The organism is Paenibacillus sp. B2(2019) (assembly GCF_008370385.1).
Taxonomy (GTDB): domain Bacteria; phylum Bacillota; class Bacilli; order Paenibacillales; family Paenibacillaceae; genus Paenibacillus_AQ.
Map to the genome: position 1 here is coordinate 318,351 of NZ_VTZR01000024.1, position 16,433 is coordinate 334,783.

Here is a 16,433-nt window from a genome sequence, read left to right on the forward strand (position 1 = left end):
GAATGGCTATTCAGATTTTTAAGGCGAACCTTAGAAGGTATTTGTTATTTTTCCTATGCAGCAGCTTTACGATTATGGTCTTTTTCGCCTTTTACTCCCTGTACACGAACCCTGATTTTAATGACCCCTATCAAGTAAATGGAATGGTGTCTGGTAATTTATATGCTCCTTTCTTGGTTATGAGAGTGTTTGCTGTTCTATTTATTGTATATGCGCAAATGGCCTTTTTGAAATTTAGAAAAAGCGACTTTGGGCTGTTAATGGTGCTTGGAATGACGAGCCACAATATCCGTAAAATTATTTTGTTAGAAAATAGCATGATCGCATTAGCTTCGATTCTCACGGGTTTAGGTGCAGGGTCGGTCTTCTCCGGTCTTTTCTTCATCATCATCTCGTTGTTTGTTAATATAGGGGGCAGTTCTTTTTCACTTACGCTGGAAAGTTATCTGTATACCATTAAATTCTTCGGGATTATTTACATAGCTGTGATTGGAACCCAATTAATATTAACGCTGAGATACAACATTGTACGCCTTCTAAAAGAATCCAGAACCGCAGAACGTAGCCTTCTTCATGGTAAAATCACAGGGATCATCGGAGTCGTACTACTGGCGATCTCCGTTTATGATATGATTACTCATTACAGTCCTGATGATGCCCGTATGATGTTAATCAATCTGGGAGTAAGTATGGTGGGTGTCTATTTGCTGCTGTCAGGACTTGGGGACTGGATGAAACTTTTTATATCGCGATCAAGCAGAACCTATCACAAGCACCTGCTGTTTAGTTCCAATTTGATCTATACCCTTGGTCGCTCCAAAATAGTGCTTTCTCTTATCACCTTCCTCGTCTTCATAACAATTTCTCTAAGCGGTATTATTTTTTATTTGACCTGGAATGCTGAGGATATTCCTGTTGCAAACAATCCATATGATATTGCCTATTCAGAAGTATTCGGAAAAAATAGTATCTCACCAAAAATACTAAGCGAGATCACGGATCATGGCGCCACGCCGCTGCTTTCACACCAAAAGCTGGAGTATATCGACTTGTTTAATTTCAAAATATTTCTGGACCAGAATATAAATGCATTAATCGGCACTGATTATCATGTGGAGAAAGATCACTTTCTTAATCTTGCCTTAGTTGCTCGAGGAGAAGAATGGAAGAATCAAAGACCAGAGATGCCCACCTTCGAAATGAAGCTTTCTTCCGGGAATCATACGTTGTACTCACAAGGACTTATATTTAAAATGCTATTTAACCCTGTGCCGAATCTTATGAATGGTCTTCATGTCATTGTTAACGAAGAGGATTATATGGCGCTGAAAGCGGAAAATAAAAAAGCGATCGGTAACCTTCAGCTCCTGAATTTTAAGGATTGGAAAAAAACTGCGGATATAGATGCTAAGTTAAATGCCGCTTTAGCCAAATATAACAAAGACAATACAGAGTCCTGGTATGGCAATGAGCGGCAAGAGGCCCTCGTATTCTCTACGAAGTCTAGAATAAGTGACTATCTACAGTTACAGGAGTCTGGCCGATTTGGAATCTTCGTAATTTCATTTGTTGGTTTAATATTTTTCGGCGCCTCCGGGATAGTGCTTCATTTCAGTATTCAGACCGATTTAGAGCGTGAAAGGATCAAATTCAGGAAGCTGAACAAGATTGGAATTACTTCTAAGGACGTGGCTCGCATTATAGGCGGCCCCTTAAAAGTGCTGTTTTTTCTCCCGTATGCATTAGGCATTGCATTGTCTTCTTTTTATGTTGTTAGTTCTTCCAGGGTTGAAATGTCTACAGCTCTGGAGCCGATGTGGTTTTGTTTGTTGGTAGGCGGAGCGTATCTTTTATTACAAGTCCTCTTTTATCGTATATACACCAAAATATACACTCGCAATATGCTGGCTCATATCGAACTGCTTGATGTTCCTACAACGAATAATACAAGATGTGAATTTAATTCCAATTATGATAATATTAACAAATAAAAACGTAGGGGGGATTCCATTTGAAAAAGATTTTTTCCAGAATTGCAGTCGCATTAATGATCTTGACCCTTGTTGCGATAGTCACTTGCTTTTATATTGGTGAATTCACCTATGCGTATGGATTAATTTTGGTGCTGTTTTTCGTATTTGCGGGGATGGGGCAGCTCTATAAGCTTAAAAATGATGAGTATATGTACAAAAAATTAAATAACACTGATGAGTATAATGAATATACTAGATGATATAAATTTAATAGAAACTTCTTATGTATAACCAAAACACCCCACTTAGGCGATGCCTAATAAGTGGGGTGTTTCTTTATGTGTCTATTCTTATTTCTTACCGTTGCGCTCAAGAATCATATCAACGAACAGATCAATTTGTGCGGTAATGGCAATAGGATCATAGCGATAGAAAGTATCAAAATCGTTGTAGAACAGATGGTCGTTCTTCGCAGCAGCAAGTCCGTTCCAAACGGGTGATTCCTTCAGCTCTTTCAGCTTATCACCTTTTTTATCAGGATCATAAGTAGTTAGGAACATGTAGTCCGCTGCATATTCTGGCAACAGCTCCATGGATAGCTGCAGTGTTTGGTTGTCATTGCTGTTCTTAGTAGGCATTTTCAGCTTAAGTGCATTATAGAGGGCTTGTCCACCACGGCCCGCATTGTTTCCGAAGGTCCATAGCTCACCTTTGTCAGTCAGCTCATAAATTCCGAATGTATCATTTTCATTCACGACACCTTTAAGCTTTTCGCGGCCTTCAGCAGCCTTTTTCTCAAAGTCAGCAATGAATTGCTCAGCTTTATCAGGTGCTCCTACAATATCTCCAAACAGTTTTACGGTTTCATAGATGTTCGTAGCAGTTCCGTATGGAATATGAATGGTTGGAGCGATTTTGGATAAAGCATCATAGTTGTCATCGTACATAACTACAATTAGATCAGGTGCAAGTTCTAGTGCTTTCTCAGCGTTGACTGGAGCACCAACATCTTGTGTGTTTTTGAGCAGGTCTTTCAAGAAGGGGTTATCAAAAGTACTAGGTTCAACGCCTATGACGTTAGCTCCAACGGAGAGTAATTCCCCACCATAATAATCTGTGACGATCCGCTGAGGTTTAACTGGGATTTGAACAGTACCTTTAGTAGTTTCATAGCTGCGCATTTCGGCAGCGGAAGCATCAGGAACAGCTGTTGCCTCTGCACTCGGGGCTGTTGTTGCTTCAGTTGTCGCTGTTGGTGTATTAGATGAAGCATTGTTGTTTCCCCCGCAAGCCGTCACAAATACAGACAATAACATTACGAGTGTCAGGATGGGGAAAAGGGTCTTTCTTTTTAGCATGGTAAACCTCCCTAAGTATATGTACCAAATGATAATAATGAGAATCATTATCATCATTATTATCAATTTGAACTGTATCAAAGCTTAGAATTTCTGTCAATGCAATAAATTAAATGGTACCAATTAAATCTATCTATTGCCAAACCTAGGAAATGTAATTTACAATAGTCTAATGATAATGAGAATCAATTTCATAGAAATAGGGTGGCATTCATGAATCAACAGATAACTACCAGGATAGGAGCCGATAAAGGAGTAGTTAAACGAGAATTTCGTTCGCGTCCTTGGGCGGCAACATTAATCTTGGTCGGCGGTCTGGCGCTATTATTATTAGGAATCGCTGTTTCCGTCTCCTTCGGTGCAGCAGATATTAAGCTGTCTGTGGTATGGTCAGCTGTGTTTCACTTTGATCCGGAGATCATGGATCATCAGATTATTAGAGAATTAAGATTACCTCGTGTACTTGGCGGAGCAATGATAGGGGCTAGCTTTGCAGTTGCAGGTGCCATTATGCAAGGGATGACGCGAAATCCATTGGCTGATTCAGGTCTGATGGGTATCAACTCAGGCGCAGGATTTGCCCTCGCATTATGTTTTGCTTTTTTTCCAAATTTATCGTTTATGTATTTGATTCTATATTCTTTCGTGGGTGCAGGCGTAGGTGCGGGCGTCGTATACGGAATAGGATCACTTGCTAAGGGAGGATTAACTCCTGCTCGTTTGGTGCTGGCCGGTGCTGCTTTTAGTGCTCTTTTGTCGGCGCTGAGTGAAGGGGTAGCTTTATATTTTCACATCGGTCAAGATTTAGCCTTCTGGTACGCGGGAGGCGTGGCTGGAACGAAATGGATCCAACTCAAAATCATGTTCCCTTGGATTGGGGCCGCTTTAATTGGTGCAATGGTAATCTCTCGATCGATCACGATGCTCAGTTTAGGTGACGATGTTGCGAAAGGTCTAGGTCAGCGTACAGGGCTTGTGAAGTTGGCAGGTGCATTAATCGTATTGATTTTGGCTGGATCATCGGTTGCCGTAGTTGGTGCAGTTGGTTTCATTGGACTGATTATTCCGCATTTGACACGATTTTTTGTGGGTGTCGATTACAGATGGATTATTCCTTGTTCAGCGATCCTCGGCAGTCTACTTGCTGTATTTGCAGATTTAACTGCGCGGATGATTAATCCACCTAATGAAACGCCACTTGGCGCTATTATTGCACTGATTGGTGTACCATTCTTCCTTTATCTTGCACGTAAAGAAAGGAGGGAGCTGTAATGATGGAAAAGACGACATTCGGTTCCTTCGAAGCCGCCAAAAACAAACGGGGCTTAATTATCATGATTTCGTTGGCTGTACTAATTGTGATTGCTTTTATTATTAGTATGAATACAGGTTACATACGTTTGACTCCTATGGAGTTGATTAATACATTGTTCGGTAAAGGAACCGACAAGCAGGAGTTAATCTTGTTTCAGTTTCGGCTGCCACGTATTGTGATTTCCGTTCTAATTGGGGCAGGTCTGGCTGTATCCGGTGCTGTGATGCAGGGCGTCTTTCGTAATGCGTTAGCGGACCCTGGTATCTTAGGGATTAATGCTGGTGCAGGAATTATGGTTATGCTGTTAATCTCTTTTTACCCTACGGCAACCGCGGCTCCAGTGTATCTGCTGCCAATGGTAGCGTTCGTCGGCGCGGGGCTTACAGCTGCCTTAATCTATGCTCTAGCTTATAAACGGCACCAAGGAATATCGCCTATGCGTCTACTGTTGACTGGTGTAGCTGTCGCAGCTGGGATGAGTGCAGCTATGATCGTGCTTACGCTAAGGCTTGATCCAGAAAAATACCAATTCGTCGCTACTTGGCTAGCAGGCAGCATTTGGGGAACAAGCTGGAAGTTTGTACTTTCACTCCTACCGTGGATTCTTATTCTGGTGCCTTATGTCATCTATAAGGCAAGGGTGATGAACGTACTGAATCTAGGGGAGCAGACCGCTGTGGGACTTGGTGCTGCAGTAACGAAGGAACAATTTCGGCTTCTTGCGGCTGCGGTAGGATTAGCAGCGGCGAGTGTCGCTGTCAGCGGTGGAATTGGTTTTGTGGGATTGGTCGGACCCCATTTGGCGAGACGGTTAGTTGGGCCGAAGCATCAACTCATGCTTCCAACTTCGGCACTGCTTGGGTCACTACTCGTTATTACAGCGGATACCATTGGACGCTGGATCCTTCAACCGTCTGAGATTCCTACGGGTATCGTTGTAGCTGTAATTGGAGCACCATACTTTTTGTATTTGTTAGCCCGTACGAAATCTTGATGAAAGTAGGCTGATCTCTCACCAGAAGGAGCGAATTATTAACATGTTGCGTCGTTTTTTTGCTTACTATAGGCCCTATAAGGGATTGTTTATTCTTGATTTTTCTTGTGCTATTGCTGCTGCACTACTTGAACTGGTCTTTCCGTTAGCCGTTAACCGGGTAGTAGATGATCTGCTGCCAAGCGGCAATTGGAGATGGATACTCTATTCATGCCTCGGCTTGCTGGGGATATATATTGTCAGTGCCTTTATGCATTTTGTCGTCACTTACTGGGGGCATAAGCTGGGGATTAATATCGAATCGGATATGAGAAAAAAGCTTTTTGACCGAGTTCAGAAGTTATCTTTCAATTTCTTTGACAACAACAAGACCGGCCATCTAGTATCCCGGATGACAAATGATTTGATGGACATCGGTGAGATTGCCCACCACGGGCCAGAGGATCTCTTTATAGCAGTAATGACGCTGCTCGGTGTGTTCGGCATTATGCTCAGTATCAATTGGCAATTAGCTATTCTGACGTTTGTGATCGTTCCGCTTATGATTTATTTATCCATGTACTTCAGCCGGAAAATGTCTAAAGCCTTCCACATCATGTTCGCGGACATTGCTGACTATAACGCACGCGTGGAGAACAATGTAAGCGGGATCCGCGTTGTGCAAGCTTTTGCTAATGAGAATCATGAAATTTCCCGTTTTGCGGTCAATAACGAACGCTTCCGTATAACAAAGCTGATGACCTATCGAATTATGGCTTGGAATTCATCCTTTAGCTTTGTTCTCATGAAACTGGTCTCGTTATTTGTTCTCGTATGCGGAACATATTTTGTAATCCAGAAGCAAATGACCTACGGTGAATTTATTGCTTTTGTGATGTTGTCCAATGTATTTTTAGGACCATTACAACAGATTAACTCGGTCATTGAGACCTATCCCAAAGGCATTGCAGGTTTTAAACGTTATCTCGAACTGCTGGAGACGGAGCCGGATGTTGATGATGCGATTGACGCTAAGACAGTTCATGATCTTAAGGGGAATATAACCTTCCATGATGTGGCTTTCGCATACAGCGATAAAGAGAACGTACTCCAAAATGTGAATCTATCGATTCAAGCAGGAGAGACGGTTGCTCTGGTCGGTCCATCTGGTGCGGGTAAGACAACGCTTTGTAGTTTACTACCTCGCTTCTATGATGTAAGTGAGGGTAACATTAGCATTGATGGAATTGATATTCGTTCCATGAAGCTTGAATCTCTTCGTTCACACATCGGGATTGTACAGCAAGATGTATTTCTATTTGACGGAACCATCCGTGAGAATATCGCTTACGGGCGGTTGGGTGCCTCCGATGAAGAAATCTGGGAGGCAGCACGGCGCGCCCAACTGGAAGAGCTGATCAAATCCCAGCCTGCTGGGCTGGATACTATGATCGGGGAGCGGGGCGTTAAGCTCTCTGGAGGTCAGAAGCAGCGGCTGTCCATTGCCCGGATGTTCCTGAAGAATCCAACGATTCTCATTCTAGACGAAGCCACATCGGCGTTGGATACCGAGACGGAGTCCGCAATTCAGGAAGCACTTGCGGAGTTGTCACAAGGTCGTACGACGCTTGTTATAGCTCATCGATTGGCAACGATCAAGAATGCCGACCGTATTGTTGTCGTTGCGGAAGGTGGTATCGCTGAACAAGGCAGACATGAAGAACTGTTACAGACTACCGGAATTTACAGCCGACTACATGAGGCTCAGTTTGGGGCGTAAGTAGCTCAGGACATCAATAGAATATACTTTTGGAGGGACATAATGAACAATCAACTGGAATTATACGATGTAACGATTATTGGCGGCGGACCTGCTGGGATGTATACAGCTTTTTATAGTGGAATGAGAGACCTCAAGACGAAGTTGATTGAAGCGAAGGAGGAGCTCGGGGGGAGAATGCTCGTATATCCTGAGAAAATGATTTGGGATGTAGGTGGGGTAACACCTGTACTATGTCGTCAATTGATAGATCAGCTTGCTCAACAGGCACAGACCTTTGACCCTACGATTATTTTTGGACAGCAGATCACGCATCATGAGCGTCTGGAAGATGGAACTTATATTCTGACCTCGGCTACAGGTGAGCAGCATTGGACTCGTACGGTCATCCTGGCTATTGGTTACGGAATTTTACAAATGGCTAAGCTCGAAATTGAAGGTGCGGACCGTTATGAGGTGACGAATCTTCATTATACCGTTCAGGAGCTAGAGCCATTCCGTGGTAAAAGAGTACTGATCTCCGGCGGAGGAGACTCCGCAGTAGACTGGGCGAATGAACTGGAGTCCATCGCAGCAAGTGTAACGATTGTACACCGTCGTGAACAGTTTGGTGGTCATGAGAAAAATATTGTGCGAATGAAGGAATCCTCAGTTAATGTTCGCGTGCCCTACGCAGTAAGCCAATTACACAGCAGTAATGGTGAGACCATTGATCAGGTTACGATTAGCCATATCGAAACAGGTGAGAGTGAGCAGTATGAGGTAGATGCTGTTATTGTTAATCATGGCCTGAAAAGCGATTTTGGTCCGTTACGGGAATGGGGCATTGATATGGGCGAGTGGTGTGCGAATGTGAGCGGAAAGCTGGAGACGAATCTTCCGGGTATTTTTGCAGCAGGTGACTTTGTGGATTATAGCAGCAAGGTCCGGTTAATCGCCGGAACCTTTACCGATGCAGTGCTTGCGCTGAACAGCGCCAAACTGTATATGGACCCCTCTGCACCTAAGGCTGCATATGTTTCTTCTCACAATGAGCGGTTCAAAGAGAAGAATAAGGCGCTTGGTGTCGTTGACGACCATTAATAGCGGTAAATTCTTAAGGAATAGGTTTGATTTTAATGTTGAGCGTATAGGGCTTCTTATCCATTTCGAGCGGAGAGAAGCCTTATGCGCCTTCTTTATATTTCAAGGTTTAATAGCCTGATGATCTGGAAGGGAGCAGGAATGAAGCTATCTAATAATAACCCGGTTCACAGAATTTATATGTTAAAAGAGGCTGGGAAACGCCAATGCGGCGGTGGTCACATCAGTAATCTCCAGATTGCCCAGTCCCCACTCTTCCTGACACCAATAGAAGCTACCGTTCTAATAATCATTGAAGGAGAGACAGTAGCTCTTAAAATAGGTGAAATTCTTTTTTTAAGTGCAGGTACGACTTATCATATTAATGCTCCATTAGAGACCGTTATCTCTGTTCTAGCAATCTCCTATGAGGTATATGGGCTAAGCAATAGCACTGAGCAAGAATTGGTCTATGGACTTTGCCGTGAATTTTTTCCGGTCAATGGTATTTTACCAGTACGTACGACGAATAAAATAACCCGCTTATTCAGCGAATTGGAAGACGTTGCTGCCAATAATTTAGAAGCACAGGCAGATAGAATTCAATCCTTGCTGCATCAGCTGCATCAACTGGTTGTAGAGGTTGATACTGAAGCAGACATTACGGATAGTTTATATTTCAGAATGCTCTCTTATATTCACCAGAACATCCAAAAGGAGATTACGCGAGAGATGATGTCTAGAATGATGGGATTTAATCCTCGCTATTTCTCAGTATGGTTCCGCAAGCAGACGGGGTGGAGCTTCACCGAATATGTAGCTCATTTAAGAGTGAATAAAGCGAAAAAATATTTGATGTCCAGCCAAGCAACAATCCAGCAAATTTCTCAAAAAGTAGGCTATTCAGATGGACTATATCTGAGCCGGAAATTCAAGCAAGTCACCGGGATGACTCCAACAGATTTCCGTTTGCGTCCCAAACCGAAGCGGATTGTAGCGTTGCAATTTTTCGGGGATTTACTTGCGCTGGGTGTGAAGCCTGTCGCGGTTGAAAAAGATGTGATGAACTACTCATTGCTTTTACAGCCGGAACTGGCGGATGTACGATCGTTTGAGTTGCAGGGATGTCCGGCGGAAGCGGACTTGTCTGGACTGGAAGCTGATATAGTCATTGCACCGACCTATCTGGGCCCCCGTCAGCTTAAATGCATGGAAAAGTTGGGTCCACTAGTTACGGTGGAATGTGATGAAATGGACCGCTTAGAACAGATTCGTTTATTCGGCAGACTGCTGGGAGAAGAGGAGAGGGCAGAGGCATGGATAAGGCACTATCATTTGAAAATAGATTTGGCCAAGCAGCGCTTATCCTCACTAATTGAATCTGGTGAAACGGTAGCGGTGTATGAGATTAGGCAAGATAACGGCATTTATATCTGGAATCATACAGCCCGAGGTGTGTACAATCTGTATCCAATGCTAGGGTTAGCTCCGCCGGACAAGGTAAGGTCAGATGTTCTGGAGCGGAATGATCATCTATGCATCTCACTGTCGGAATTGCCAATATACGCGGCTGACCATATGTTTGTGGTTGTATCAGGACGAGAGGACTGGATGTCGAGAACACGTAAACGAATTAGCAAGAGTGTGGTTTGGCGCAATCTTCCAGCATTCAGGAATGAACGTATATATTACCTCAAGCTTGAGGAATTTTGGGGCAGCGAAGGGCTTGCACTCGAACGTCAGTTGGAGATACAGACAGATTTGTTAACCGGCCATAAGTTATGCTGACAATCGTCCATAGCCAAATTGATGTATTAGCGTGTATATATGTTTTCCCACGGAGACGTTATATTAAACAAGGATCTAAATGATATTGATTATCAATATCATAATAATATAAAGTCTCAAGGGGGATTTACATTGTACAGAGTAATATCGTTAGGAAAAACAAGGATGATAGCCGTTGTGCTTACGCTGGTGCTAATGTTGAGCGCATGCGGACAAGCTGCTAATCAGGGAAATACTCCAGCTAGCACGTCTGCTGAAGTGGCTAAAAGCACTAATGATTCTGTAGTTGACAGCACGGAGCCGGCTGCTGATGCAGAGTACTGGACATACGAAAGCGACAAAGGTCCGGTGCAGATCCCACGCAATCCACAAAGAATTGTAATTCCGGTACAAGACTTTATCGGTGATCTTCTGACGCTGGGGGTGACGCCCATTGCCGTAGCTGGGAATGACATCTTGAACCATCCATATTTCAAAGAGGCGCTTACAGGTGTAGAAGTAGTGGGCGATGACATGACGGTGTCCCTGGAGAAAATAACGAGCCTGGAGCCGGATTTGATTATCACTTATCAGGAAGATACCTATGAGCAAATCTCCAAGATTGCTCCGACTGTCTTTATTCCTTGGGGCAAATACGACTATAAGGAACGGTTGATCGAGATCGGGAAAATCTTGAACAAGGAGCAGCAGGCTGTAAAATGGGTGGCGGATTTCAATCAGAAGCTGGAAGCGAAGAAAGCGGAATTGGCCGATCTGATCGCAGCTGACAAAAAGGTGGCAATCTTTGAAATTGCCGGTAAAGAGCTGTATCTATACGGTTCGTCATATGGGCGTGGTGGAGAGATTATATACAACGGATTGGGGCTGCATGCACCTGATCTTGTCGAAGAGGTAGCCTTTAAGGAAGGCTGGGCTTCCCTTTCTCTCGAAACGCTGCCCGAGTATCTAGGAGAAGCTGATTATATATTCCAAGGCTTCAGCCGTGGTGTGGAGCAGGACAAGCTGGACATTCTGGACAGTGTCTTCTGGCAAAGTCTACCTGCTGTTAAGGCGGGTCATGTGTTCACCTACGATCTCAAAACTTATTATCTCTCTGATGCTTATGCGCTGGACAAGCAGCTGGATGAGATAGTCACGTTGTTGAAGTCCCTACAATAAGTTAAATTTGAAGCGTGAGATAAAATCACTCACAGATAAAACGCCTTTAGATGCATATAAGTTATCTTAGTAGGAATTTTGTACAACAATAAAGGGATGTCCGCTTAGCCGCTATGGCTTCGGACATCCCTTTTCCTCATGCATTATTTATTATTTATTAGCCAATCGGCCAGCTCTTCGGTCTGGGTTAATACCGCGATGGGGTCATAATACCAGGAACGTTCTTCTTTCCAAACATAGAGGTGTCCATTTTTGACAGCAGGAAGGTTGCCCCAAAATGAATCAGCCTTGTAATCAGCTTCTGTAAGGTTATTTGAGGTTAAGATAATATAATCTCCGGCATACTTAGTTAACGCTTCTTTAGATATTTCCGCCCATTGCTTCTCCATAATCTCCGCCGCTACTTCTGTAGGCGGCTTGCGACCAAGCGCTTGATAGATGGGCTGTCCGCCTCGGCCAAAGTTATCGCCATAGACCCAGATGGATTTTCCACCGTCTTCCATGATGGAGAAGGTTGCATCTGCCGGGAGGACCTTGTCCACTTTTGCTTTAGCTTCGGCTATCCGTTTGTCATAATCTGCAAGCCAATTCTTTGCTTCTTGTTCCTTTCCAAGGAGTTCTCCGAAATAGGTTAATTCTGCATGAGCATCTTTTAAATCCCCGTAAGGCACAATGATGGTAGGAGCAATTTTGCTAAGCGTTTCATAGCTTTCTGCTTGTCCCGAAATAATCAAGTCAGGATTTAGTGCGATGATTTTTTCAGGTGACATTTTACCGTACGCTCCTGTGTCTGTAACACCGGTAAGAGCCTCCTTATAATACATATTCTCTAAGGTCAAGCCTGGAGCTCCGATAGGAATGGTATCAAGAGCTATTAGACTTCCCAAGTATTCCTCAGCGACAATTCGTTTAGGATGAACAGGGATTTCAACATCACCTTTTACGGTACTTACTGTCTTGACAGTAGGGGTTTCAGCACTTTCTGCTTCTTGATTAGTTTCGGTTGGTGCTTGTGTTGCTGCTGTTGTATTACTGGTGTTACTGGTACCACCTGTATTCTCCACCGTAGTATTGGAATTTCCACAAGCTGATAGGACTAGAATTAACGTCAGCATGAAGGGAAATAGAAGCCAATGATTCTGTTTCGAAGTATTCTTTTGTAGATTATGCAATTTGTTGTTCCTCCTATGGTAATTGATTATCATTCTCAATAAGAACTTTACAATCTTCTCTAGTTATTTACTATGGACGAATATGATCTTCGTTTGTGCATATTTATGATGTCATCACACGCAGCAATTCTTTAAGCTGTGCTTGAGAAGACAGCGGATCAAATCCATAGAACATGTCACCCTTGTTCAGGATGTATACCCGATTGTTACGGACTGCATCTAACTGCTTCCAATCACGAGAACGCAGAAGGCGAGAGAGGCGTTTTCTTCCCTCAGAAGATGATGGGATACTAGTGATAATAATATAGTCTGCAGGATAGGTTCCGATTTCCTCAATAGATGACACTAGATACCCTGAATCCATTATTCCGTTCTCCATAATGATGGATGGTGGCTTGAATCCAAGATCTCCGTACAAAATCTGACACCCCCTACCGTAACTGCTACTGAAACAATAAGCTGCTCGGGAACTAAGCTCCCAAACGATAGCGGTCCCTCTTTCCGATCCTATCGAATGATTCAGTTTCTTATTGGCAGTATGGCAGAGCCCATCGTAATGACCTAACCATTCTTCTGCTCGCTGTCGCCGGTTGACTACATCAGCGATCAAACCAAATTGCTCTCGCCAGCTCATTTGCATAAAGGGTAATTCAATGACCGGAGCAACTGGAGTCAGCATCTTATTCTCAAGAATATTGTAGCTGATAATGATATCTGGTTCTGCTAAAGCTATCGAATCAAATAGAAGGGAAGAGTTACCTTCGTTCATCGTAAGTTGTTTGGAGGCTGGCACTTGCTCTAAGCTCCGATGCCAATCCGAATAAACACCGAGTTGAGGCATAATTTCCAGTACCCGTAGGATAGCTGTGTGATTGTAGTTTAAAGCAACAATTTTTTTGTTCTTATTCTGATAGGCTGTAGGTGAAAGACCCACAAGCTGCTTGAATTTACGGCTCAGATAAGTTCCTTCTTCATAACCAACCTCATGCGCCAGCGTTGTTAGATTTGGGGAACTGGTGAGGATTCGCTGCTGTGCTCTGCGGATTCTTAACAGTGTAATATAAGCGCTGAAAGTTTGACCCATAATTTTACGAAAGGTACGTGAGAAGTGTTCAGGGCTTACCCCAGCTAACGTAGCCATCTGCTCCCGAGTAATATCTTCGTTGTAATGAGCTTCTATGTATTCAAACACATTTTCAATCCAGCTTCCTGACGTCTCCTTTTTTGCAGCCAGTTCATGATGAAGATCCACGATGAATTGAGTGAATAATTGCTGGACCTTAAACGGTTTCCGATCATCGGGTTCTATCCAAGCACTGTAAAGCTCACCAGACAGTGCGATCAATTGTGTGGAGGCGTGGTGTAAGGCTGGGCTGCCATTTAGAAAATAATGCTCTTGCCTATAGTTGGGCATACTGGTGTACTCTATCCACATCCCCTGTAACTGTTGCTCAGTCTTTAGCTTCAATTTTGAAGTTGCAGCAAAGGTCATGATGCTTCCGGATTCGAGGCTATGAAGTTCGCCATCTATCTCAAGCTGACCTTTACCTTCCCAGACTAACATAATACAGGAATTCGTAGCTGGGATGTTATCGGTTGCGTAGTGGGAAAGACTTGTTAGGCTACTAATCTTAACAGGCATATAAAAAGGATGGGAATGATGTGGCATCCCGCCGGATTGGATGGGCATGGTAGAAATCGCTCCCTTTTTTCAATGATAATCATTCTCAATTATAGTATACCAGTCTTTCTTTCTATTGACTATAATGGCTCTTATGATAGTGTTTAGAATAATCCGCTAACGAATATTTTTAGGTATGAAAGGAATGGGGATTTCATGACAACTTGGAATTTACAAGGAACCGTAAGTCACTTGTTGATATGTAATGGTAGCAGCTGCAAGAAACATAAAGGTGAAGAGGTAGCTGAAGCGATAGAAGATGAGATTGAAAAGCAAGGTGCACAGAGTCTTATACATACGACGGTAACCCGTTGTAATGGTAGATGTTCAGATTCCTGCGTCGTGATCGCATACCCTGAAGGTGTGTGGTATAAAGAGATCACACCTAAATCAGCGAAATCGCTAGTACGGAAGCATTTACAGGGCGAGAGACTTGAAGATCATCTGCTGTATACATATGATGGTCAGCTGATGGCTGTAAATGACAAGGGAGCTAAAGGGAAGAAGAAAAAATAGCTGTCCGCTGATCGAAGCTTCGCAGCTAAGTGAAATCAAATTAGAAATGATTGAAGTACCGTCAATGCGCTGGCGGTATTTTTTTGTCTTTTCAGGAAAGCAACTTCGTTTCTTTTTGTTTAGTAGAGGATTATGATTGAATGAAAGGAAGAGCTAGGGGGAATAGACATGTTTAAGAGGTTTACAGTGGATGATCATGCAGAAACGGCGCAGTTGTTTGCGGAATCTTTTTGTGAATTACATGAAGAAACTTTTCATACATATATGATGCTTGCGACTGAAGAATACAGTACTACGATTGCAGAATTTATGGCGTAGCAGATGCCAAAAACCCGGATTCTAACAAAGTATATCAATCGATTGGTTTTGTGAAGGCGGGCAGAATTGCGGATATCAAATTTGACTTGCGCCCCTAACGTTGACTATGCTATTAAAAAGTGAATAAAATAACACTTCATATAAGGTGGCGCATGGGGGAGAGGGTTCGATGGAGAGGCTGCAGGTGTGGCCGGGGAAGTTTAAGAAGTTTTTTCTAAACAATAAATTTGTGGTAACCTTACTTATTTTATTGTTAACTGGGGTAACTATCCTGGTGTTCTCAAAGATACCGTTTATTTTTACGCCTATATCTGTATTGCTGCACACGGTGGCTGCACCATTGTTACTATCCGGTATCGCTTATTACTTGCTGAATCCGTTAGTAGACCTAATGGGAAAAAGATTCAGGATGAAACGTGTGTATGCAATCATCATTCTTTATCTGTTAATTGCGGGTATTATTACGTTGATTCTGGTGATGGTGATTCCGATTCTTCGAACGCAATTATCTGGTTTGATTGACGATTTTCCAAGGTATAGTGACTTGATCCAGGAACGATTTATGAATCTGACGGGAAGCGAATTCTTTGGTCAAGTTCAAGATAGTATAGGAACCAACCTAAGTGAAATCACCAGTAAAATTACGGCTTGGGGCACTTCTTTTCTGAATAATGCGCTAACAGGTGTAGGGAGCTTCGTCGGAGCCGTTACGGAGATTGTGCTGGCGGTGGTGACGACACCGTTTATTCTATTCTACTTGCTTCGTGATGGAAAAAGATTGCCAGATTACATTTTGAAATTTGTACCTACCGCGCTGCAGCCGCAGACTCGGATGGTAATGTCGGAAATGAACGCCCAGGTATCATCCTATATTCGAGGGCAAATTATAGTAAGCTGCTGCATTGGTGCGCTGCTCTATATTGGCTACTTGATTATTGGTCTGGAGTATTCACTTGTTCTTGCTATTGCTGCTGCATGTACAGCAGTTGTTCCCTATTTGGGTCCGGCAATTGCTATTACACCAGCCTTAATTGTAGCCATGGTCACTTCACCATTTATGCTGCTGAAGATGATCATCGTTTGGACGGCTGTACAGCTGATTGAAGGAAAGTTTATCTCACCGCAGATTATGGGCAAGACACTGAAGATTCATCCGATCACGATCATTTTTGTGATTATTTTTGCCGGCAAAATGTTTGGCGTTCTTGGCATTATCCTTGCAGTTCCTGGTTACGCGGTGCTCAAGGTTGTATTTACACATATTTTTCAATGGTTCCGGTTCCAGTCCGGATTGTATAAGCAGATTGAAGAGAATAAGGAATAATGTGGAAGGGTGAAA

The 16,433-nt window shown here is 43.2% G+C and carries 14 protein-coding genes; 11 read left to right on the plus strand and 3 right to left on the minus strand.

The window, feature by feature from the left end; all coding sequences use genetic code 11:
- Positions 1-2: 2 nt before the first annotated feature.
- Positions 3-1,991 (plus strand): FtsX-like permease family protein, encoded by a 1,989-nt coding sequence (locus PAENI_RS22710; RefSeq protein ID WP_223178989.1) that lies wholly within the window; start codon positions 3-5, stop codon positions 1,989-1,991.
- A gap of 20 nt (positions 1,992-2,011) precedes the next feature.
- Positions 2,012-2,233, plus strand: a complete 222-nt coding sequence (locus tag PAENI_RS22715) for a hypothetical protein (RefSeq protein ID WP_042190339.1) — start codon at positions 2,012-2,014, stop codon at positions 2,231-2,233.
- A 90-nt stretch (positions 2,234-2,323) separates the two neighbouring features.
- Here PAENI_RS22715 and PAENI_RS22720 read toward each other — a convergent pair whose 3' ends face one another.
- Positions 2,324-3,331 (minus strand): ABC transporter substrate-binding protein, encoded by a 1,008-nt coding sequence (locus tag PAENI_RS22720; protein ID WP_149646779.1) that lies wholly within the window; start codon positions 3,329-3,331, stop codon positions 2,324-2,326.
- A 213-nt stretch (positions 3,332-3,544) separates the two neighbouring features.
- Here PAENI_RS22720 and PAENI_RS22725 point away from each other — a divergent pair, with 213 nt between their 5' ends.
- The 6 genes from PAENI_RS22725 to PAENI_RS22750 all read left to right on the plus strand — a co-directional run bounded on the left by PAENI_RS22725 (position 3,545) and on the right by PAENI_RS22750 (position 11,407).
- Entirely contained in the window at positions 3,545-4,603 is a 1,059-nt protein-coding gene (locus PAENI_RS22725) for a FecCD family ABC transporter permease (RefSeq protein ID WP_042190334.1), read from the plus strand.
- Between the two features lie 2 nt (positions 4,604-4,605).
- Positions 4,606-5,640, plus strand: coding sequence for a FecCD family ABC transporter permease (locus PAENI_RS22730; RefSeq protein WP_042194295.1), 1,035 nt, complete (start codon positions 4,606-4,608; stop codon positions 5,638-5,640).
- Positions 5,641-5,683: 43 nt separating this feature from the next.
- Complete coding sequence (locus tag PAENI_RS22735) at positions 5,684-7,399, plus strand: ABC transporter ATP-binding protein (RefSeq protein ID WP_042190332.1); 1,716 nt, start codon at positions 5,684-5,686, stop codon at positions 7,397-7,399.
- A 42-nt stretch (positions 7,400-7,441) separates the two neighbouring features.
- A complete protein-coding gene (locus tag PAENI_RS22740; protein WP_149646780.1) occupies positions 7,442-8,482 on the plus strand; it encodes an NAD(P)/FAD-dependent oxidoreductase in 1,041 nt (346 codons plus the stop codon).
- Between the two features lie 141 nt (positions 8,483-8,623).
- Positions 8,624-10,249 (plus strand): helix-turn-helix domain-containing protein, encoded by a 1,626-nt coding sequence (locus PAENI_RS22745; RefSeq protein WP_188114654.1) that lies wholly within the window; start codon positions 8,624-8,626, stop codon positions 10,247-10,249.
- A 132-nt stretch (positions 10,250-10,381) separates the two neighbouring features.
- Positions 10,382-11,407, plus strand: coding sequence for an iron-hydroxamate ABC transporter substrate-binding protein (locus PAENI_RS22750; protein WP_188114655.1), 1,026 nt, complete (start codon positions 10,382-10,384; stop codon positions 11,405-11,407).
- A 143-nt stretch (positions 11,408-11,550) separates the two neighbouring features.
- Here PAENI_RS22750 and PAENI_RS22755 read toward each other — a convergent pair whose 3' ends face one another.
- Both PAENI_RS22755 and PAENI_RS22760 read right to left on the minus strand, forming a co-directional pair.
- Positions 11,551-12,579 (minus strand): ABC transporter substrate-binding protein, encoded by a 1,029-nt coding sequence (locus PAENI_RS22755; RefSeq protein ID WP_262495692.1) that lies wholly within the window; start codon positions 12,577-12,579, stop codon positions 11,551-11,553.
- Positions 12,580-12,682: 103 nt separating this feature from the next.
- Positions 12,683-14,269 (minus strand): AraC family transcriptional regulator, encoded by a 1,587-nt coding sequence (locus tag PAENI_RS22760; RefSeq protein ID WP_149646783.1) that lies wholly within the window; start codon positions 14,267-14,269, stop codon positions 12,683-12,685.
- 147 nt (positions 14,270-14,416) lie between these two features.
- On the opposite strand from PAENI_RS22760, the gene PAENI_RS22765 reads away from it, so the two are divergent.
- The 3 genes from PAENI_RS22765 (at position 14,417) to PAENI_RS22770 (ending at position 16,418) form a co-directional block, all read left to right on the plus strand.
- Entirely contained in the window at positions 14,417-14,776 is a 360-nt protein-coding gene (locus PAENI_RS22765) for a (2Fe-2S) ferredoxin domain-containing protein (RefSeq protein WP_149646784.1), read from the plus strand.
- A 168-nt stretch (positions 14,777-14,944) separates the two neighbouring features.
- On the plus strand, positions 14,945-15,094 hold the full coding sequence (locus PAENI_RS31960) for a hypothetical protein (protein ID WP_188114656.1): 150 nt from the start codon (positions 14,945-14,947) through the stop codon (positions 15,092-15,094).
- 169 nt (positions 15,095-15,263) lie between these two features.
- A complete protein-coding gene (locus PAENI_RS22770) occupies positions 15,264-16,418 on the plus strand; it encodes an AI-2E family transporter (protein WP_042190319.1) in 1,155 nt (384 codons plus the stop codon).
- Positions 16,419-16,433: the final 15 nt, after the last annotated feature.

Bases quoted from the DNA above. Each gene is read 5' to 3' on its own strand.
- PAENI_RS22710 (WP_223178989.1), top strand. From the start codon at position 3: ATGGCTATTCAGATTTTTAAGGCGAACCTTAGAAGGTATTTGTTATTT.
- PAENI_RS22720 (WP_149646779.1), bottom strand. From the start codon at position 3,331: ATGCTAAAAAGAAAGACCCTTTTCCCCATCCTGACACTCGTAATGTTA.
- PAENI_RS22725 (WP_042190334.1), top strand. From the start codon at position 3,545: ATGAATCAACAGATAACTACCAGGATAGGAGCCGATAAAGGAGTAGTT.
- PAENI_RS22730 (WP_042194295.1), top strand. From the start codon at position 4,606: ATGGAAAAGACGACATTCGGTTCCTTCGAAGCCGCCAAAAACAAACGG.
- PAENI_RS22735 (WP_042190332.1), top strand. From the start codon at position 5,684: ATGTTGCGTCGTTTTTTTGCTTACTATAGGCCCTATAAGGGATTGTTT.
- PAENI_RS22740 (WP_149646780.1), top strand. From the start codon at position 7,442: ATGAACAATCAACTGGAATTATACGATGTAACGATTATTGGCGGCGGA.
- PAENI_RS22745 (WP_188114654.1), top strand. From the start codon at position 8,624: ATGAAGCTATCTAATAATAACCCGGTTCACAGAATTTATATGTTAAAA.
- PAENI_RS22760 (WP_149646783.1), bottom strand. From the start codon at position 14,269: ATGCCCATCCAATCCGGCGGGATGCCACATCATTCCCATCCTTTTTAT.
- PAENI_RS22765 (WP_149646784.1), top strand. From the start codon at position 14,417: ATGACAACTTGGAATTTACAAGGAACCGTAAGTCACTTGTTGATATGT.
- PAENI_RS31960 (WP_188114656.1), top strand. From the start codon at position 14,945: ATGTTTAAGAGGTTTACAGTGGATGATCATGCAGAAACGGCGCAGTTG.
- PAENI_RS22770 (WP_042190319.1), top strand. From the start codon at position 15,264: ATGGAGAGGCTGCAGGTGTGGCCGGGGAAGTTTAAGAAGTTTTTTCTA.